This is a genomic window from Paraburkholderia sp. GAS206C (assembly GCF_050435645.1).
GTDB classification, from domain to species: Bacteria; Pseudomonadota; Gammaproteobacteria; order Burkholderiales; family Burkholderiaceae; genus Paraburkholderia; species Paraburkholderia phenazinium_B.
Map to the genome: position 1 here is coordinate 305,850 of NZ_JBNDKR010000006.1, position 20,112 is coordinate 325,961.

Below are 20,112 nucleotides of genomic sequence, written 5' to 3' on the forward strand. Positions count from 1 at the left end.
CCTGTGCCGCGTCGTCTATCGAAAAAGCGACCCGAAACTTGCTAAATCGCCACGCGTGCACCCGTGGTCCAACGCGCTTGCCAACACCTATCGCCCGCTAAAACAGGCGTTTTACGCCGTCACCACGCTGAATCGTCCAATGTTGCGTCGCAACACGGCAGCGGCGGCCTGTTTGAGCAAATCTTTTTCGCTTGCGAGTATCCGCGCCATGCCTGAATCCTGAATCCCCGACACCTGGATGGAGACAAACGTGTTCCTTTACGGCTTTGGTCCGGTGCTCCTCGCCGGTACGATCCAGACGATCGAACTGTCGGTCCTGTCGCTCGCGGCGGCGGTCCTGCTCGGGCTGGCCGGTGCGGCGGCGAAACTCTCGTTCAACCGGCCGCTGCGTGCGCTCGGCACGGCTTATACGACGCTGATCCGTTCGGTGCCCGATCTCGTGCTGATGTTGCTGCTGTTCTACAGCATCCAGATCGCGGTCAACGACCTGACCGACGCATTGAATCTGCCGCAGTTCGACATCAACCCGTTCGTGGCGGGTGTCATCACGCTGGGCTTCATCTACGGCGCGTACTTCACCGAAACCTTCCGCGGCGCGTTCCTCGCAGTACCGCGCGGTCAACTCGAGGCGGGCGCAGCCTACGGCATGAGCGGAGCGCGCGTGTTCGCGCGCATTCTGTTCCCGCAGATGATGCGTTTCGCGCTACCAGGTATTGGCAACAACTGGCAGGTGCTGGTGAAGGCGACCGCGCTGGTATCGATCATCGGTCTCGCGGACGTCGTCAAGGCCGCCCAGGACGCCGGCAAGAGCACCTTCAACATGTTCTTCTTCATCCTGATCGCCGCGCTGATCTACCTTGCCATCACCACGGTGTCGAATCTCGTCCTGATCTGGCTGGAGAAGCGTTATTCGATTGGCGTGCGGCACGCCGAGCTCTGAGAGAAAAGACACGATGATCGAAATCCTTTCCCAATTCGGCCGGGCTTTTCTTTACTGGGACGGTCAGCGTCTCTCCGGCCTTGCGGTGACCTTGTGGCTGCTGGTGGCGTCAATCGGTATTGGCTTTGTCTGTTCAATCCCGCTGGCGGTGGCGCGCGTGTCGAAGAAACGCTGGCTGTCTACGCCGGTGCGCATCTACACCTATGTGTTTCGCGGCACGCCCTTGTATGTGCAGTTGCTGCTGATCTACACGGGCATGTACAGCCTCGAGTTCGTGCGCTCGCACCAACTGCTCGACGCGTTCTTCCGTAGCGGTTTCCATTGCGCTATTCTCGCGTTCGCGTTGAACACCTGTGCCTATACGACCGAGATTTTCGCGGGGGCGATCCGTTCGACCTCGCACGGCGAAGTGGAAGCGGCCCGCGCCTACGGCATGAGCTGGTTCACCATGTACCGCCGCATCATCGTGCCGTCCGCGCTGCGCCGTGCTCTGCCGTTGTACAGTAACGAAGTGATCCTGATGCTGCATGCCACGACCGTAGCCTTCACCGCGACCGTGCCGGACATCCTCAAGGTGGCTCGCGACGCCAATTCGGCCACCTACGATTCGTTCAGCGCGTTCGGTATCGCGGCGCTGATCTATCTTGCGGTATCGTTCGCGCTGGTGGCGTTGTTCCGGCGCGCCGAGCGGCACTGGCTGGCGTATCTGGCGGTGCGGCCGCATTGAGCGGCATGATTTTGCCGCGGGTCACCGCGTCACCCCTGTTATATGTTCCATGACAGGTTCGAATTCACCTTGGGAGAGCGACTTGCTCCACACGACTCAGACTGAAGCCTGCAAGCTCGCCGTGCAGGACATCCACAAGCGCTATGGCGATAACGAAGTGCTCAAGGGCGTGTCGCTAAACGCCAACAAGGGCGACGTGATCAGCATCATCGGCGCGAGCGGGTCGGGCAAGAGCACGTTCCTGCGCTGCATCAACTTTCTGGAGCGGCCGAACGCCGGGCAGATCGTCGTGGATGGCGAGACGGTGCGTACCAAGGCCGATCGCGGTGGCAATCTGGAAGTGGCCGACCACAAGCAGTTGCAACGCATCCGCACGAAGCTCGCGATGGTGTTCCAGCACTTCAACTTGTGGGCGCACATGAACGTGATCGAGAACATCATCGAGGCGCCGGTTCACGTGCTTGGGCTGTCGCGTCGCGAAGCGGAAGAGCGCGCTCGAGAGTATCTGGAGAAAGTGGGTCTCGCGCCGCGGCTGGAAAAGCAGTATCCGTCGCATCTCTCCGGTGGCCAGCAGCAGCGAGTGGCGATTGCCCGCGCGCTGGCGATGAACCCCGATGTGATGCTGTTCGACGAGCCGACGTCCGCGCTCGATCCGGAGCTGGTCGGCGAAGTGCTGAAGGTCATGCAGAAGCTGGCCGAAGAAGGCCGCACGATGATCGTCGTCACGCACGAAATGGGCTTTGCGCGCAACGTGTCGAATCACGTGATGTTTCTGCACCAGGGCCGCACGGAGGAAGAGGGCGTGCCCGCCGAGGTACTCAGCGCGCCACGCAGCGAACGCCTGAAGCAGTTCCTCTCCGGCAGTCTGAAGTAACGCCCACCGCGCGTCATACATTACTTTGCCGATGGCTCGACCGTCCAGTCCGACCCGCACCACGCAGGTGGCGATCGTTGCATTGCCACCGGTGTCGATGTCGGGCGTCGGGCCGATTGTCGATGCGCTCAATCTCGCCAATGAGATCGATGGCCGCGCGTTATACCGCTGGCAGGTGTGTTCGTGGGACGGCCGTCCTGTGCCGCTCGCGGGCGGCGCGCAATGGCCGGCTGATGCAGCCTTTGGCGATGCCATCTCCTGCGACTGGCTGATCCTCGTCAGCGAACGGTTTCAGCAGTTCGCCGATTACCGTCTGTTCCTTGCCAGTCTCTCGCGGGTCGGGCAGCGCACGCCGCTCGTCACCGGCATCCATCATGGCGTGTGGTGGCTTGCCATGGCGGGGCAGTTGTCCGGTTATCGCGTGAGCGTCAACTGGGAAACCTATCAGCAGTTCTCCGAGCAGTTCGAACGCTCGATCGTCACCCAGCAGATTTTCGAAATCGACCGCGACCGCGCCACCTGTGCGGGCGGCCAGGCAACCGTGGATTTCATGCTGGCGATGATCGCGCGTGACCACGGTCCCGAACTCGCTGACCGCATTGCCGATACGCTCGGCGTCGGCGTGTTGCGCGCCGGTGAAGAGCGGCAACGCATTCCCTACGTGACGGCACCGGGCGAACGCCATCCGCGTCTGAACGATGCCTTGCTGTTGATGGAAGCGAATATCGAAGATCCGTTGACCAGCGATGAAATCGCGGGCCTCGTCGGCGTGTCGCGCAGGCAACTGGAGCGGCTGTTTCGCCAATACCTCAGCTCGATGCCATCCAAATACTACCTGGGGCTGCGTCTGTCGAAGGCGCGTACGCAATTGCAGCGCACCAGCAAATCGGTGGTGCAGATCAGTCTCGCGTGTGGGTTTTCGTCGGCGGCGCACTTTTCGAACGCGTATCGCGAGCGTTTCGGCGTGACGCCGCGTGAAGACCGTCGTAACTGGATCGAAAAGCAGACGAGTGCCACGGGCACGGTATCGAGCGAACCGCGGCCAGCCGCGTTGATCGAGCGTCCTGATGATACGGCGCGTTAGTCATGGGCCATGCCGCCAACCCATGTAGCATGCGACGGCAACAAGCCCGACAGAACACGTCGCGTATGAGCAAGACGTTTCACACGCGGTTATCTACACTGAAGCTATTACCCGCTACCTGTAACGAGGATTTGCCATGAACGACCAGACTGTGACACGCCAGACTTTCGACGAAGTGATGGTGCCGGTGTTCTCTCCCGCCGCCTTCGTGCCGGACCGCGGTCTCGGGTCGCGCGTCTGGGATACGCAGGGCCGCGACTATATCGACTTCGCGGGCGGCATCGCCGTCACCGCGCTTGGCCACGCGCATCCGGAACTGCTGAAGGTGTTGAGCGAGCAGGGCAGCAAGCTTTGGCACATTGGTAACGGTTACACGAACGAACCGGTGTTGCGTCTCGCCAAACGTCTCGAAGCGCTGACGTTCGCCGACCGCGCGTTCTTCGCCAATTCCGGCGCCGAAGCGAACGAAGCGGCGCTGAAGCTGGCGCGTCGCGTCGCTTTCGACCGTCACGGTATCGAGAAGGACGAAATCATTTCGTTCACGCAGTCATTCCATGGCCGCACGTTCTTTACGGTGAGCGTCGGCGGTCAGCCGAAGTATTCGGAAGGCTTTGGTCCCGTGCCGCAAGGTATCCGTCATCTGCCGTACAACGATATCGAAGCCGCACGCGAGGCGATCGGCGCAAAAACCTGTGCGGTGATCGTCGAGCCGATCCAGGGCGAAGGCGGCGTGATTCCGGCGGATCCGGCGTTTCTGAAAGCGCTGCGCGAGGCGTGCGATCAGTATGGCGCACTGCTGATTTTTGACGAGGTACAAACGGGTGTGGGCCGCAGCGGCACTTTCTACGCGTACGAGGACACCGGCGTGACCCCGGACATCCTGACCACGGCGAAGTCGCTCGGTAACGGCTTCCCGATTGGCGCGATGCTGACGACCAACGAACTCGCCGCACATTTCAAGGTGGGTGTGCATGGCACGACGTACGGCGGCAATCCGCTCGGTGCAGCGATTGCGGACAAGGTGGTCGAACTGATCAGCGACCCGAATTTGCTCGAAGGCGTGCGTTCGCGCAGCGAGACGCTGAAGGGCCATCTGGCGAAGCTCGACGAGCGCTTCGGCATTTTCAAGGAAGTGCGCGGCAAAGGATTGCTGATTGGCGCGGAACTGAACGATGCCTTCAAAGGCCGCGCCAAAGACTTCGTGACGGCAGCGGGCCAGCACGGCGTGATCATGCTGATGGCGGGTCCCGATGTACTGCGTTTCGCGCCGTCGCTGATCGTGCCGCTCGACGACATGAGCGAAGGTTTTGCGCGTCTGGCAAAGGCAATAGAAGCAGTGATCGGCGCGACAGCTGAAGCGCCGGCCCGTTAATCTGGCGTCACACTCAACCAACGGAACGACGATGCTCTTCGTACGCCCCGGCCGCCTCGCCGATCTCGATGCGCTCGAACATATGGCGCGCACGGCTCAACCCGTGCTGCACTCGCTGCCGCATGACCGCCGTGCGCTCGAAGCACGCGTCGCGCTGTCCGAAGACTCGTTTCGTGCGGAAGTCGATTTTCCGGGCGAGGAGTTTTACCTGTTCGTGCTCGAAGATAGCGAGACCGGCAAGCTGCTGGGCACAGCGAGCATCGTTGCCGCCGCCGGTTACTCGGAGCCGTTCTATGCGTTTCGCAACGACGCGTTGATTCATGCTTCGCGTGAACTGCATGTGAATCGCAAGATTCACGCGCTGACGATGTCGCATGAGCTCACCGGCAAGAGCCGGCTGGCGGGCTTCTATATCGACCCGTCGCTGCGGGGCGACGCCGCCGCGCATCTGATGTCGCGCTCGCGGATGATGTATATCGCCGCCAATCGCAAGCGCTTCACCTCCGAAGTGTTTTCGCTGCTGCTGGGCGTGACGGATGACGACGGCGTGTCGCCATTCTGGGAAGCAGTGGGGCGCAAATTTTTCGGCCGCAATTTCGCGGACATCGAAATCGAATCCGGTGGCCGTAGCCGCACCTTTATCGCCGAAGTGATGCCGAGCTATCCGGTGTATGTGCCGCTGTTGCCGGAATCGGCGCAGCGTGTGCTGGGCGAGCCGGACGAAAAAGCGCTGCTCGCGTATGAGATTCACCTCGAGGAAGGCTTCGAAACGGATCGCTTCGTGGATATCTTCGATGCGGGTCCGGTGTTGACGGCTCAGATCGATCGCAGCGCCTGTGTCAGGCGCAATGAAATGAGGACAGTACGCGAAGCGGCAGCCGGCGAGCGTGGCACCACGTGGCTGATCGCCAGCAACCGCGCGGACGACTTCCGCTGCGTGCTGGCCGCTTTACCTGACGAGAAGGCAATGGGCGCGCCGCTGCCGCTAGCGGTGCGCGACGCGCTTGGCGTGCAGAACGGCGACCCGGTGCGCTGTGTAGCGCTGCATCAGCCGGCCGAAGAGCATCCCTACGAACTTTCGGGAGAAGCAGAATGATCGTCGTTCGCGTCGTGCAGACGGGCGATGTGGACGCGCTCGTCGCGCTCGCTCAGGAGACTGGCCCTGGTCTCACCACGTTCAAGCCTGACCGCGATGCACTCGCAGCGCGCGTGGCGCGTTCGCGCCGCACGATGGAAGACAAGGCCGCGCCGCATGAAGCCGGCTACTTCTTCGTGATGGAAGACACCGCCACCGGCGACGTGGCTGGCGTATGCGGCATCGAAAGTTCGGTCGGCCTGGAACAGCCGTTTTACAACTATCGTGTGAGCACGGTGGTGCATGCGAGCCAGGATCTGGGTATCTGGACGCGCATGCATGCGCTCAACATTTCGCACGACCTGACCGGCTACGCGGAAGTCTGCTCGTTGTTCCTGAGCCCACGTTACCGCACGAGCGGCGTGGGTGGCTTGCTGTCGCGCTCGCGCTTCATGTTTCTCGCGCAGTTCCGTGAGCGCTTTCCACAGCGTCTGTGCGCTGAATTGCGCGGCCATTTCGATGCGAACGGCACCTCGCCATTCTGGCGCGCAGTGGGCTCGCATTTCTACCAGATCGATTTCAACGCCGCGGACTATCTGAGCTCGCATGGCCGCAAGGCGTTTCTCGCCGAGCTGATGCCGCGCTATCCGGTGTACGTCGAGCTGTTGCCGCAGGAGGCGCAGGATTGCGTCGGCCTGACGCATAACGACACGATTCCCGCGCGCCGGATGCTCGAATCCGAAGGGCTGCGTTACGAGAATCACGTCGATATTTTCGACGCGGGTCCGGTGCTCGAATGCCATATCGCCGACTTGCGCACGGTCCGCGAGAGTGTGGTGGTGCCGGTCGAAATCTTCGCGCTGGGGGCAACGCCCGCGCCGCAGGATGGGCCGAGGTCGCTGGTGTCGAATACTTCGCTCGGCGATTTCCGCGTCGGCGTTGCGGCAGGCGTGCCGAAGGACGGCGTGTTCCGTCTTGCCGCCGACGAAGCCGCGGCGCTCGACGTGAAGGCCGGCGACCCGGTACGGGTGCTGCCGCTGAAACATAAACAGGGATGATCATGACTGAGCTTTTCATCGACGGCGAATGGGCCGCCGGCACAGGACACGTATTCACCTCGCGCAACCCCGGCACGGGTGCGACGGTGTGGGAAGGCCACAGCGCATCTGCTGAAGACGTGGACCTTGCAGTGCGCAGCGCGCGCGATGCGTTTGCAACGTGGTCGACGTTGAGTCTTGAAGATCGCTGCGGCATTGTGCGCCGTTTCGCTGCGCTGCTGACCGAGCGCAAGGAAGCGCTGGCCGAAGCGATTGGCCGTGAGACCGGCAAGCCGCTGTGGGAAGCACGTACCGAGGTGGCGTCGATGGCGGCCAAGGTCGAGATTTCGATTCAGGCGTACAACGAGCGCACCGGCGAAAAGCGCACAGCGATGGCAGACGGCACTGCTGTGCTGCGGCATCGTCCGCATGGTGTGGTAGCGGTGTTCGGGCCGTATAACTTCCCGGGGCATTTGCCGAATGGGCATATCGTACCTGCGCTGATCGCTGGTAACGCGGTGGTGTTCAAGCCGTCCGAACTCGCGCCGGGTGTCGCCCGTGCGACTGTGGAAGTGTGGCGCGACGCCGGCTTGCCGGCGGGCGTGCTGAACCTCGTGCAGGGCGAGAAAGATACCGGTATCGCGCTGGCGAATCACCGGCAGATCGACGGGCTGTTCTTCACCGGCAGCTCGGACACGGGTACGTTGCTGCACAAGCAGTTCGGCGGCCGTCCGGAAATCGTGCTGGCGCTGGAGATGGGCGGCAACAATCCGCTCGTGATCGGACCGGTTGAGGATATCGACGCAGCAGTGCATCACACGATTCAATCCGCTTTCCTGTCGGCAGGGCAGCGCTGCACTTGCGCACGTCGTATCCTCGTGCCGAATGACAGCTTCGGCGACCGCTTTATCGAGCGTCTTGCCGATGTGACTTCACGTATCACAGTGGGCGAATACAACGCCGAGCCGCAGCCGTTCATGGGCGCGGTAATCTCGGCGCGGGCGGCCGCACGCCTCGTCGGCGCGCAGGCGCATCTGCTCGAAGCCGGTGCCCGGTCCCTGTTGACGATGGAGCAACGCGACCCGCAACTCGGCTTCGTCACACCGGCCATTCTCGATGTGACGAACGTGCACGACCTGCCCGACGAAGAGCACTTCGGCCCGCTTGCGCAAATCATTCGCTATGCGAATTTCAATGACGCGATCGAGCGCGCCAACGATACGGCCTTCGGCTTGTCCGCAGGCCTTCTTGCCGACGACGAAACCCTGTGGACGCACTTCCAGCGCACGATCCGCGCCGGTATCGTCAACTGGAACCGGCCGACCAATGGTGCGTCGTCCGCGGCGCCGTTCGGCGGCACGGGACGCTCGGGCAACAACCGTCCGAGCGCGTATTACGCTGCCGACTACTGCGCCTATCCGATGGCCTCTGTCGAAAGCGCGCAACTGCAAATGCCCGCGAGTGTGTCGCCGGGCCTTCATTTCTGAGGATCGACGATGCAAGCCACTGAAGCCAATTTCGACGGCCTCGTCGGCCCGACGCACAACTACGCCGGGTTGTCGTTCGGCAATGTCGCGTCGCAGAACAACGAGAAGTCCGTCGCCAATCCGAAGGCCGCTGCAAAGCAGGGCCTGCGCAAGATGAAGCAGCTTGCTGAACTCGGTTTCCATCAAGGCGTGCTGCCGCCGCAAGAGCGGCCGTCGATGCGCCTGTTGCGCGAACTCGGTTTTTCCGGCGACGACGCGACGGTGATTGCGCGTGTCGCGAAAGATGCGCCCGAGTTGCTGGCCGCAGCCAGTTCGGCATCGGCGATGTGGACAGCGAATGCCGCCACGGTGAGCCCATCGGCGGATACCGAAGACGGCCGCGTACATTTCACGCCGGCCAATCTGTGTAGCAAGCTGCATCGTGCCATCGAACACGAGTCGACGCGCCGCACGCTGCGCGCGATCTTCGCGGAGCGCGACCGGTTCGAAGTGCATGAAGCGCTGCCTGGCACGCCGGCACTCGGCGATGAAGGCGCGGCGAATCACACGCGCTTTTGTGCGGAATATGGCACACGTGGCGTCGAATTCTTCGTCTACGGCCGGAGCGAATATCGGCGTGGACCGGAGCCGAAGCGCTATCCGGCGCGTCAAACCTTCGAGGCGAGCCGCGCGGTAGCGCAGCGTCATGGGCTTGCGGAAGCGGCGACTGTCTATGCGCAGCAGAATCCCGATGTGATCGACGCTGGGGTGTTTCACAACGACGTGATTGCGGTCGGCAATCGCAACACGCTGTTCTGTCACGAACTGGCGTTTGTCGAGCAGCAAGCGGTGTACGACGAGCTGCGAGCGAAGCTTGGCAAGCTCAATGCGAAGTTCGACGTGATAGAGGTCCCGGACGCGCGGGTGGGTGTGAGCGATGCGGTGACGTCGTATCTGTTCAACAGCCAGTTGCTCACGCGCCCCGACGGCAAGCAGGTGCTGGTCGTGCCGCAGGAATGCCGCGAAAACCCACGGGTGGCAGAGTATCTGGACGGCTTGACCTCGCACGGCGGCCCGATCGACGACGTGCTGGTGTTCGACCTGCGCGAGAGTATGAAGAACGGCGGCGGCCCGGCTTGCCTGCGTTTGCGGGTGGTGTTGAGCGAGGCTGAACGCGCGGCGGTTACGCCCGGCGTGTGGATCACCGACACGCTGTTTGGCCGGCTCGATGCGTGGATCGAAAAGCACTATCGCGACCGCCTCGCGCCGGCCGATCTGACCGATCCGAGCCTGCTGCTCGAATCGCGCACGGCGCTGGATGAGTTGACGCAGATTCTCGGGCTGGGTTCGTTGTATGACTTCCAGCGCTGAGCACGGCATGACACACGACCCGCGCAATGCGCTGTTGAGTGATTTTCTTGCCTACACGTTAGCGGGCACGCAGCCGTCAGCGGGTGAAGCCAAGGGCGTGTGCGCAAATGGCGTACGCTGGACGTGGCTTGACGAAGGCATCCTGCAATTCGAACCTGCTGAGGCTTCGGGCAAGCAAAGCGTGCTGGCCTCGGCCGGTGTGCACGGCGACGAGACTGCACCGATCGAACTGCTGTCGGGGGTGGTGCGCGATATCGCCGAAGGGCGGACCGCGCTGACGTGTCGTCTGCTGGTGATACTGGGCAACGTCGCCGCGATGCGCGCCGGCTGCCGTTATATTGACGACGACCTGAATCGGCTCTTCAGCGGTCGGCATGCTCAGGTGCCGAATAGTCGCGAGGCGCCGCGTGCGATTGCACTGGAGCACGTAGCGACACAATTCTTCGCCGATGCCTCCGATGTACCAGGCGCCCGCTGGCACGTCGACATGCATACGGCGATTCGCGCGTCGGTCTTCGAGCAGTTTGCGCTGCTGCCGCACACCGGTGCGCCGCTCTCGCGGGCGATGTTCGAATGGTTGCGCGATGCCTCCATTTCGGCGGTGCTGCTCCACACGACGAAGGGCAACACGTACTCGCATTTCACTGCGCAAGTGTGTGGTGCCGAAGCTTGCACGCTGGAGCTCGGTAAGGTGCGGCCGTTCGGCCAGAACGACCTCGCGCGTTTCGCCGGCGCGGATAGGGCACTGCGTGATCTGCTGGCTGGCGTTGAAGACAACGCAAGCGCACCTTTGCCGCGCGTGTTCACGGTGATCGATCAGATCACGAAGCAAAGCGATGCGTTCGAACTACTGGTCGCAGCAGATGTGCCGAACTTCACGCCATTTGGGCAGGGCACGCTGCTCGCGCGCGATGGCGATTATCGTTATGTGGTGCGTCATGCCGAAGAGCGCATCGTGTTTCCGAATCCCACCGTGAAGCCGGGTTTGCGCGCCGGATTGCTGGTGATCGAGACGACCGGGGAGACGCTCGCAGCGCTTGCCTGAACAATCCGCCGTACTTCACGTTGCGGCGATGGGCCCATCGCCGCATTCCCCACACCTTGTACAATCCCGCCCTCGCGGCCGGTCCGCCCTCGTGACCGGTTGTGCTGCAAAATCACAACGGCCGCCCCCGCGGCCGTTGCCTCTGATGCACCACCATCCGCCATCCGGCAGTTGCGCCTACTTCAGATAGTCGAACGCCACTTCGCCGAGACCCAGCGTCAGGTCCGCCAGCAAATGGCGCGCTTCGACAATCTCCAGCACCGGCAATTCCGCAACCGGCGCGAGCGCGTGCGGCGACAGCTGCAACGCAGCCGGCCCGGTCCATGCGCCCTTGAGGTCGATATCCTGCAGGTAATAACGGACCAGTTCGCAGATACGCGGCGTACCGTCGACGTGCGGCATGACCTTCAGCAGGAAGTTCGGCGCTTCGAGGCGCTTCTTCTGCTGCACGAGATCGAGCTGGCGATGCTTGTAACCCATCGTGCCGGTGGCGATGCGCACAGGGCCGTAGTCAAGCGTGCCCACGAGCGTGTCGGTATGCACTTCGAGTACCGGCTTGGCGAGCTTCTTCGGGAAGCCCCACAGTTCGCGGCCACCTGCGATCGGCGGATGGTCGTCGAGATACATCGCCAGCGTGTAGCTGCCGGCAACGCCGTTATAGGACACCGGAATCACCTGTCCGCTTTCCGTGTAGTCGCCGAAGCCGGTCGAGTCCGGCATGCGGATGAACTCGTAGTGCACCAGCGGCTCGCCGATTTCCAGCGGCTCGGGCACGACGGCGCGCAGCTTGGCCGGGTCGGTGCGGTACGTGATGATCAGGAATTCCCGGTTAATGAACCGGTAGGGGCCGATCGGGAACGCCGGGCTCGTAATCGGCATGGCGAAGGCATTGTCTAGCACGCTTTTGACGTCCATGGTTTTCCTTGGTGGTTAATCGCGGGTTGGAACGCTTCTGCACTGCACAAGAGTATCGTCGATTCGCGACTTGCTCGCATTCTCGTTGCGGGAATTGAATATTTTTTGAAAATCGCGCATAGCCGTGCCTGAGGGGAGCGGCCTGCGCTAAAATCGAAGAACGTCGCAAAGCGGCGTCATGCGGCGCTCTCAGCCCGATTTCGGGTCCGATCGCACGCCATGTGAGAAGCAAAAAACAGCAGGAAGCGCCAGGGCGCTTATCGGGGGAATGGAATGTCCAGCATCGAAGTCGACGATCCGAGTCGGGCCGGCGGTGAGCCCGGTCGGGCTGACGGCGCATCAGTCAAGCCTTGTTTCGCCCGCCAGCCGATCCTCGATCGCGACGGCATGCTATGCGGCTACGAACTCAAGCTTCATTGTGTGAGCGAAGCGCCGGCAGGCGACGCCGCAGCCAGTACTGACGCAACCGGGCATACCGTGCCCGATGACGCAACCGCGGCCGCCGCTGCCGAAGACGAACCGCGCGCTGTCGTGCAGCCTACCTTCACGCAGTCCGTCGTCACCGCGCTGATGCATTCGGGCGTGCGCGGAGCGTTGGCCGGCCACCTTGCCCATCTGGACGTCAGCCGCGAGATGCTGTTCGACGAGGCGCTCGAACTCCTGCCGGCTGAGCGTTTCCTGTTCGAGCTCCAGCCGGATATCGAAGTGGACGACGAGCTGATTGCGCGAATCGTCGTGCTGCATGCGCGGCGCTACCGCTTCGTGCTTGATGCCGTGGTGGTTCCGAGCGACACGTTTGCGCGCCTGCTGCCCTATGCCGAGCGCGTGAAAATCGATCTTCCGCACATCTCCCGCGCGCTGTTGCCGAAGCTTTCCACCGTGCTGAAATCGGCGGGCAAATTGTTGATTGCCCAAGGCATCGAAGCACAGGAGGATTTCGAAACCGCCCTCAATCTCGGCTTCGACAAATTTCAGGGCTATTACTTCGCGCGCGCGCAGACCGCGACGTTGCGCAAGGTGAGTGCGCCGCGCCACGCATTGCTGAACCTGCTGCAGTTGCTAGCCGGCGACCCGACGGTCGCGCAGCTCGAAGCCGAACTGAAGCTCAATCCGGTGCTCGTGATGCATCTGATGAAGCTGGCGAATTCGAGCGGCCTTGCGGTCGGCCACAAGGTGACCACGCTGCGCGAAGCGATCAATGCGACCGGCACCAACCGGATTGCCCGCTGGACCCAGTTACTGTTGTATGCGGACGGCCGCAAGGTCGCGCTGGAAGACGACCCGCTGCTGCAACTCGCTGCCACCCGCGCACGTTTCATGGAACTGGCGGTGCTGCGTCTGCCGAAGGCCGGCCGCGACGAAGCCGATGCAGCGTTCTTGACGGGCGTGTTTTCGTTCGTGGATGCGGTGTTCGGCGGCTCGATCGAGAACACGCTCAATGTGTTGACGCTCTCGAAGCCGATTCAGGCGGCGATCCTGCGTCGCGAAGGCGTGCTGGGTCTGCTGCTGTCGGTGGTCGATGCGCTCGAGCGCGGTGAATGGAAAGAAATTGAAAGCGTGTGTGCGGAGCTGGCACCGTTGACGGTGCGCGAAGTCGCCGAACTGGGACTCGTCGCGGCGGCGTGGGCAGGCGTTGCGGATCGCAGCGCCGAGGCAAAAGGTCTGGAGCGGATCGAGGACTAAACCCGATCGGGGAGTGCGCTGCCGGGTCCGGACTTCGGTCCGCGGCGCTGCAGCCTGGCAATGAGCCGGGCCGCTCACTCCTTCACAGCATCTCCAGTTCCTGCATCGGCGCATGGGAAAAAAAACGCCCTAACTCCCGCGCCAGTTCATTCAACGCTGCCATCTCGCCCTGCGAGATCCGCCGTGCCTCGTCGGCCTGGCACCAGTCGCCGTACAGAAGCGCGACCGTCGTCTGATTCTCGCCCATCACCGGCAGCAGCACGAACGAGCGAGTATCCGCGAAACTACGCCGGAACCATTCGGGCAGCCGCGCCACCATCTTCGGGTCGCGCGCATTTTCTATAAAGATGCCCACGGAGTTCGCAATCGCGAGATGAAACACGTCGGGCTCGAACGCGGTGTTGAACGTCAGACCGGGCAGGGCAGCCTCGATCTTTGGTCCGAATCCCATACGCGCCTTGAACGTACCGCTGCTGTGGCGTACGAACATGACGGTACGCGCGAAGCCGAGACCGGCGTGCACCGTTTCGGTGGCCATGGCCAGCGCCGGGCCGAGTGCGCTACCTGCTTTCAGCGCCCGCAGATCTTCGACGCCCGCGGCGATGCGTGCCTCGGGATCGAGCGCTTCGCGGGCAATCGCGTCGGCGTTGGCGCGCAGCTCCACAATCTCGCGCATCACGCCTTCGCCGTCTTCTTCGCGGGCGAGCGCCACGCTCATTTCCAGCAGCACTTCGGGGTCGGTGTTCAGCGCGCGGCCGTAACGGTGTGCGAGCTCGGCGATGCGTGCCTCGCGCTGCCAGTCCGACATGTTCGGCGTGGTCAGCACGGCGGCGACTTCGGTGGAGTAGTTGGTGATGGCGCGCAGCCATTGCACCTGGCGGGACTCTTCGGTGTCGTGCGGATCGAACTCGCCCATGCCGGAGCGGATCATGTCGGGCAGGCGCCAGCGCACCGCGGCTTCCTCGCCGATCTCGTCGAACGTGACGCCTAGCACGGTGATGCAGGCTTCGCTTTCCTCGATATTGGTGTCGACCAGGCGGCGGATCTGGTCCCACTCGGCGTCGAGATAGAACACCACGAGCAGCTTGCCGATCTGGCGCATCAGCGTGCAGACGACGGCTTCTTCGCCGGCGCGCAGGTCGCCGCGCTCGGTTAGCTTACGGGCGACGCAGCCCGACAGCAGCGTGCGGTTCAGTTCGAGTTTCGCGTCGATGCGGCGCGGCACGCTGTGATGAAAGTGATCGACGATCTTCAGGCCGACCACGAGGTGGCCGACCGCGTCCATCCCGAGCACCATCAAGGCGCGCGACACGGTGGTGATATTTCCGCCGAAGGCCATGTACATCGCCGAGTTGGCGAGGCGCAGCACCTTCTGGGTCAACGCAAAATCGGACAACACGACCTGCACGAGACCTGTGAAGTCGAGGTCGTCGTTGTTCATTGCAGCCATGGTTGTGCGCAGCGATTGCGACAGCATGGGGAAATCGCCGCGCTCGCTCATTCGAGACCAGAGCCTGTCGAGCACCGCTGCCTTTACCATGTGATTCCCGCTAAAGCCATACGTATTCCATTGAGTCGCAGACCGGCGTCATGCCGGTGTTCGATGCAGGTGCGCCAGTTCTTCCGGGTCCGCCGGGCCCGCATGAGAAGACGCATGCAGGTGCAACGTGTGTGCTTCGAAACGCTGCGCCAGTTCCTCGGACGGCAACGCCTTGCAGACGAGCCAGCCCTGAATATGATCACATCCCATTTCGGTCAGCAGGGTGCGTTGTTCCTCGGTTTCCACGCCTTCTGCGACCAGCTCCAGGTCTAGCGTTTGCGCAAGTCCCACGACCGCGCTAACGATGGCCTGATCATTACGGGAGGTTAGCAGATTCTCGACGAAACTCCGGTCGATCTTAAGTTTCGCTAAGGGAAAGCGTTGCAGGTACGCAAGACTCGAGTAGCCGGTGCCGAAGTCGTCGACCGCGAAGCGGATGCCCATCGCGGTAAGCTCTTCCAGCAGGCCCTTCGCGTGCGCCGGGTCGTGCATCAGCAGGCTTTCGGTGATCTCGAACACGAGACGGCGCGGGTCGATCCCGGTGAGTTCGATGGCCTCGCGCACGCTGTCCTTGAAACGCGGGTCGCGGAACTGCTGCGGCGACACATTGACCGCGACGTACTGCATCCTGATGCCGCGCATGTCCCACTGGATCAACTGCATGCAGGCGATCTTGAGGACCCAGTTGCCAAGGTAATTGATGAGCCCGACCGATTCGGCGAGCGGAATGAACATCGACGGCGGTACGAGGCCATGCACCGGATGTAGCCACCGGATCAACGCTTCCACGCCCACCACGCCATGGCTCTGGCTGCTGGTGATCGGCTGGAAGTGCAGCGAGAATTCGCCGTTGCGCACGGCGTCGTACAGATCGGCTTCGAGCTTCAGGCGTTCGGCGTCGGCGGGGTCGTCGTCCGGCACATAGAACGCCAGGGTGTTGCCGCCCGCTGCCTTGGCCTGCAGCAGCGCGTGGTCGGCCCAACGCAGCAGGTTGTTGTCGCGGCCCGCGGTGTCGTTGACATGGCGCACGTCCGGATAGAGCGCAATGCCGATGCTCGCCGACAGATGCACCTGCTGGCCGTTGAACACGTATGGCTGCTGGATGGCGGTCAGAAGACGCCGCGCCAGCGCTTCAGCGGCCGCCACGGCATAGGTACGGCTGGCTGCGACCGGCATGAGGATGGCGAATTCGTCGCTCGCCACCCGGGCGATCTGGTCGCTCACGGAGGTGGTGTTCGAGATGCGTCGGGCGGTTTCGCGCAGCATGTCGTCGCCGGCGTCGTAGCCGAGCGCACGGTTCACGCGCTGGTAATCGTCGATGTCGAGCAGCAGCAGGGCGGCCGGCGTACCGTGCGCGTCGGCTTGCTGCTGGGCGTCGAGCAGCGCCGGCACCAGCGCGGACTGATTGGCGAGGCCCGTCAGGCGATCGTGGTGCAAGGCGTGCGTGAGGCGCTCTTCAGTGGCGCGCCAGGCCGACACGTCGAAGCCGGCAATCGCAAAGCCCTCGACACCGTCGTGGCTGTTGCGCACGACGCGCAATTCAACCGTGACCGGATAGGTCAGCGACTTGATCAGGCTGAGCGTCGCTTTCTCGATGCTGCCGGTGGCCGAGGCGCGGGCCAGCAGCGCGTCGAGGCGTTCGGCGTCGGCGGGCGCGACGATGTCGTGCAGTGTAATGGTCTGTAAGTATTCCCGGTGGTAGCCTATGAATCTCAGGCTCGCCTCGGACACGTAGAGGAAGCGCAACTCCCGGTCGACGTGAGCAAGCAGGTCGACCGCACCGACGGCCTGCTCGAGGGGGGAGCGGCTTGCGCTCGGTTGGGGTAAGCCTTCCGGGCGGCGCCCTAACGCACGGACCCGCTCGATGACCGTACGCAAGGAGCCCCGGCGGGGCGCGGTGATCCTGTTCGCTTCCATGTTTCTCGCTGGCAACCCGTTTTCGTCTGCGGGCGGCCCGGCTCGGTCCCGCCGGTTCAGCGCGGGTGGTCGAGAGGCATGAAGCCGCCCATCAGAACGAGATAACGACCCCCACGCGAAAATCTTTAGCGGTTGCTGTAAATATTGATGATGGCGACCGGTGCGTCGCTCGAGACAAGCGATGGTAATGCTGCAACGCCGATTCACCGCCGGCCGCCTTGGCGGCCCGGTGCGGATTCAGTTAAAGTGAAGCGGCTTACCGTCCGTTATCTAGAGTTACGCCCCATGCTCGCAGCGGACGCGGGAGTGGCCCCACTGCGCAGCGTTTTCGAACCCATGCACCGATGAGCCATGTCTGAACCGTTTCCTGCCGGGGCCAAGCCCGGGCAAGTCGAGGTGCCTGCACAGTCCGCCCAGGGGGCCGAGGCAGCGGCCGACGCGCCCTTTGTCTATCTGGGCCGCCAGCCGATTCTCGATCGCGATGGCGCGCTCTACGCTTACGAGCTGCTGTTCCGGGCCGGCGCGCACAATTATGCCGAAGTCAGCGACGACGCGCAGGCGACCGCGCAGGTCGTCGCGCGCACGATTGGCGGAATCGGGGTATCGGCGGTGCTCGGACATCATCGCGGCTTCGTCAACATCGGCCGCGACCTGTTATTCGACGACATCGTTCACCTGATGTCGCCAGAGCGTTTCGTGCTCGAAATTCTCGAGACCGTCGCCATCGACGCCCAGCTGGTGCGCCGCCTTGCCGAACTGCGCAACGCCGGCTTTCAGGTGGCGCTCGACGACGTGAGCGAGCTGTCGGAAGGCTTGCTCGCTGTGCTTCCGTATACCGACATTGTCAAGATCGACTTTCTGCTCACGCCCCGGGCGGCGCTGCCCAAACTGGCCAGGGCCGTGCTGGCGCAGGGCAAGACGCTGCTTGCCGAGAAGGTCGAAACGCGCGAAGACTTCGCGCTTGCCCGGGACCTCGGCTTCCATCTGTTCCAGGGATATTTCTTCGCCCGTCCGCAGGTGCTGACCGCGCCGCGCAACCGGTCGTCGCGTCCGGCGCTGTTGCGCCTGCTGGCGTTGCTGGCACGCGACGCCGGCATTATCGAGCTCGAGGCCGAACTCAAGCGCAACCCGAACGTCGTGGTGCAGTTGCTGCGCCTCGTCAATTCGAGCGCGTTTGGGCTTGGACGCAATATCGCTTCGTTGCGCGAGGCGATCATCGCGACCGGCACGCGGCAGATTGCCCGCTGGGCGCAACTGCTGCTGTACGCCGACGGCGGCGATCTGCCGTGGCGCTCCGATCCGCTGGTGCAACTGGCCGGCACGCGTTCGCGCTTCATGGAACTGGCGGCGCGCTGGCTGCGCCCGTCGGACGAGGAATTCGCAGACGCCGCGTTTATGACGGGAATTTTTTCGCTGGTGCACGTGGTGCTCGGCACGACGCCTGCCGAGACGCTCGACAAACTTGGCCTGGCGCCGCTGATCCGCGATGCGATCGTCGAGCATAGCGGGGCGCTCGGTGCACTTCTGGGCATCGCCGAGGCCGCTGACCAGGGCGCAGACCTGAGCGCCGACGGCGCATTGACCGCCGCCGGACCCGACGTGCCCGAGGCGTTTGCGGCGTTGACGCCGGAGGTGCTGGCGGAATTGAACCTGTCCGCGGCGGCGTGGTTTGGCGCGCATGCGGGCCTGGAGTAGAGGGGCGGCCGGCGCCTTGCGGGGTCTTTCAGCGTGGTTTCCCGGGACGTGATCCAATAGCGGCTGAGTCATGGCTTGACGCGCCCGACGGCGCGACGCAGGGCGTGGCTTCATTCATCGCACGGACCACGTGCGTCAACGCCTGGAGGGGCTCGAGATGAAACGAAAGTTCATGCCGGTATTACTGGCAACGGTATTGTCGGCAACGTTTGGGCTGTATTCGCTGACTGCGTCGGCGACGCTCAAGCCGGGCGAGGCCGCGCCGGATTTCACGACTCAGGCGTCGCTGGGAGGCAAGACTTACACCTACAACCTGGCTGACGAGTTGAAGAAGGGGCCGGTGGTGCTGTACTTTTACCCGGCGGCTTTCACGAAGGGTTGCACGATAGAGGCGCATGAGTTTGCGGATGCTGTTGACGAGTACAAGAAATATGGCGCGACGGTGATTGGCGTTTCGCACGACAACATCGACACGTTGACGAAATTTTCGGTCAGCGAATGCCGCAGCAAATTCCCGGTGGCGGCCGATGCGGACGCGAAGGTGATTGGCGCGTACGACGCGGGGCTGCCGATGCACAACTCGATGGCGAACCGGGTGTCGTACGTGATTGCGCCGGACGGCAAGATCATTTACGAATACACGAGCCTGTCGCCGGACAAGCATGTCGAGAACACGCTGGAGGCAGTGAAGCAGTGGGCGGCGACGCATAAGTCGCAGTGAGTGACGGCTGATGATCCCGCGGACAATGCCGTGCTACGCTGATAGCCGGTCTGGTTAGCGGGGTGATCCGAGATGCCTATTGTTGTGGGTCTGGCGGTACTGGCCGCGCTGATTTATGGCGCGGTGTGGTCGTTCGATGCGGTGCTGGCGCATTGTGGGCTGGCCGTGGCGGTTGGGGTTGCTGCGGTGGTTGTTGCTCTGGTGGCTGCGGCGGTGGTTTATTGGCTGCGGCGCCGGCGCGAGGTCGCCCCGAATATTCATGACGGCGATTGGACGCATGAATTGAAGGCTGAATGGGGTGGAGTCCGGCTTGCGGCCGGAAAGCGGTTGTGCAGGGTGGATTTGCATGGCGCTCAGGGGGATTATATTTTTGCTGATCTTCTGGGGGCTGATGTTGAGGCTGCTGGGCAGGGATTTCAGCTTGCGCTTAAGGTTCGGGATGCTAAGTGTCCTGTCTGGACGTTGCCCATGCGGGATGAGCGGCAGGCTAAGCAGTGGAAGAGGGTTTTTGGGTTGGCTGTTGAGCAGAGGCTTTGAGGTTTTGCCTGCGGCGCCTTGGCTCGGTGGTGTTCCTGCGGTGTTGGCCTTTCCTTGCTTTGTTAGTGGTTTATTAGCTTCGCCCCTGTGCGGGGCGGCACTTACTTTCTTTG

Annotated in this window: 17 protein-coding genes; 14 read left to right on the top strand and 3 right to left on the bottom strand. The window is 62.9% G+C overall.

What is annotated here, in order from left to right; all coding sequences use genetic code 11:
* Positions 1 to 250 precede the first annotated feature (250 nt).
* From P3T20_RS18665 to astE, 10 genes are all read left to right on the top strand, one after another.
* Entirely contained in the window at positions 251 to 940 is a 690-nt protein-coding gene (locus P3T20_RS18665) for an ABC transporter permease (RefSeq protein ID WP_429287591.1), read from the top strand.
* Positions 941 to 953: 13 nt separating this feature from the next.
* Entirely contained in the window at positions 954 to 1,667 is a 714-nt protein-coding gene (locus P3T20_RS18670; protein WP_074265031.1) for an ABC transporter permease, read from the top strand.
* A 49-nt stretch (positions 1,668 to 1,716) separates the two neighbouring features.
* A complete protein-coding gene (locus tag P3T20_RS18675; RefSeq protein WP_143787523.1) occupies positions 1,717 to 2,541 on the top strand; it encodes an ABC transporter ATP-binding protein in 825 nt (274 codons plus the stop codon).
* 31 nt (positions 2,542 to 2,572) lie between these two features.
* The gene (locus tag P3T20_RS18680; protein WP_429287516.1) at positions 2,573 to 3,625 is read left to right on the top strand and encodes a GlxA family transcriptional regulator; all 1,053 of its coding nucleotides are present in this window, start codon (positions 2,573 to 2,575) and stop codon (positions 3,623 to 3,625) included.
* A gap of 136 nt (positions 3,626 to 3,761) precedes the next feature.
* Positions 3,762 to 4,997 carry an aspartate aminotransferase family protein gene (locus tag P3T20_RS18685; protein ID WP_429287517.1) on the top strand — a complete coding sequence of 412 codons (1,236 nt, stop codon included), beginning with the start codon at positions 3,762 to 3,764 and terminating at the stop codon, positions 4,995 to 4,997.
* A gap of 31 nt (positions 4,998 to 5,028) precedes the next feature.
* Entirely contained in the window at positions 5,029 to 6,093 is a 1,065-nt protein-coding gene (gene aruF / locus P3T20_RS18690; protein ID WP_074265027.1) for an arginine/ornithine succinyltransferase subunit alpha, read from the top strand.
* Entirely contained in the window at positions 6,090 to 7,130 is a 1,041-nt protein-coding gene (astA, locus tag P3T20_RS18695) for an arginine N-succinyltransferase (RefSeq protein ID WP_429287518.1), read from the top strand. Before aruF ends, astA begins: the two co-directional genes overlap by 4 nt.
* A 2-nt stretch (positions 7,131 to 7,132) precedes the next feature.
* The gene (gene astD / locus P3T20_RS18700; RefSeq protein ID WP_074266108.1) at positions 7,133 to 8,596 is read left to right on the top strand and encodes a succinylglutamate-semialdehyde dehydrogenase; all 1,464 of its coding nucleotides are present in this window, start codon (positions 7,133 to 7,135) and stop codon (positions 8,594 to 8,596) included.
* A gap of 9 nt (positions 8,597 to 8,605) precedes the next feature.
* A complete protein-coding gene (gene astB / locus P3T20_RS18705; protein ID WP_074265025.1) occupies positions 8,606 to 9,946 on the top strand; it encodes an N-succinylarginine dihydrolase in 1,341 nt (446 codons plus the stop codon).
* Positions 9,930 to 10,991: a succinylglutamate desuccinylase gene (gene astE, locus P3T20_RS18710; RefSeq protein ID WP_429287519.1), complete on the top strand. Its 1,062-nt coding sequence runs from the start codon at positions 9,930 to 9,932 to the stop codon at positions 10,989 to 10,991. Before astB ends, astE begins: the two co-directional genes overlap by 17 nt.
* A gap of 177 nt (positions 10,992 to 11,168) precedes the next feature.
* On the opposite strand, the gene P3T20_RS18715 is transcribed toward astE, so the two are convergent.
* Entirely contained in the window at positions 11,169 to 11,906 is a 738-nt protein-coding gene (locus tag P3T20_RS18715; protein WP_074265023.1) for an acetoacetate decarboxylase, read from the bottom strand.
* 273 nt (positions 11,907 to 12,179) lie between these two features.
* On the opposite strand from P3T20_RS18715, the gene P3T20_RS18720 reads away from it, so the two are divergent.
* Positions 12,180 to 13,589 carry an EAL and HDOD domain-containing protein gene (locus P3T20_RS18720; RefSeq protein WP_429287520.1) on the top strand — a complete coding sequence of 470 codons (1,410 nt, stop codon included), beginning with the start codon at positions 12,180 to 12,182 and terminating at the stop codon, positions 13,587 to 13,589.
* Positions 13,590 to 13,671: 82 nt separating this feature from the next.
* On the opposite strand, the gene P3T20_RS18725 is transcribed toward P3T20_RS18720, so the two are convergent.
* Both P3T20_RS18725 and P3T20_RS18730 read right to left on the bottom strand, forming a co-directional pair.
* A complete protein-coding gene (locus P3T20_RS18725; RefSeq protein WP_074265021.1) occupies positions 13,672 to 15,129 on the bottom strand; it encodes an HDOD domain-containing protein in 1,458 nt (485 codons plus the stop codon).
* A 48-nt stretch (positions 15,130 to 15,177) separates the two neighbouring features.
* Entirely contained in the window at positions 15,178 to 17,046 is a 1,869-nt protein-coding gene (locus P3T20_RS18730; RefSeq protein ID WP_074265020.1) for a putative bifunctional diguanylate cyclase/phosphodiesterase, read from the bottom strand.
* A 351-nt stretch (positions 17,047 to 17,397) separates the two neighbouring features.
* On the opposite strand from P3T20_RS18730, the gene P3T20_RS18735 reads away from it, so the two are divergent.
* From P3T20_RS18735 to P3T20_RS18745, 3 genes are all read left to right on the top strand, one after another.
* Positions 17,398 to 18,741: an EAL and HDOD domain-containing protein gene (locus P3T20_RS18735; RefSeq protein ID WP_074265019.1), complete on the top strand. Its 1,344-nt coding sequence runs from the start codon at positions 17,398 to 17,400 to the stop codon at positions 18,739 to 18,741.
* A 157-nt stretch (positions 18,742 to 18,898) separates the two neighbouring features.
* Entirely contained in the window at positions 18,899 to 19,462 is a 564-nt protein-coding gene (locus P3T20_RS18740) for a peroxiredoxin (RefSeq protein WP_074265018.1), read from the top strand.
* Positions 19,463 to 19,534: 72 nt separating this feature from the next.
* The gene (locus P3T20_RS18745; RefSeq protein WP_074265017.1) at positions 19,535 to 19,999 is read left to right on the top strand and encodes a hypothetical protein; all 465 of its coding nucleotides are present in this window, start codon (positions 19,535 to 19,537) and stop codon (positions 19,997 to 19,999) included.
* Positions 20,000 to 20,112: the final 113 nt, after the last annotated feature.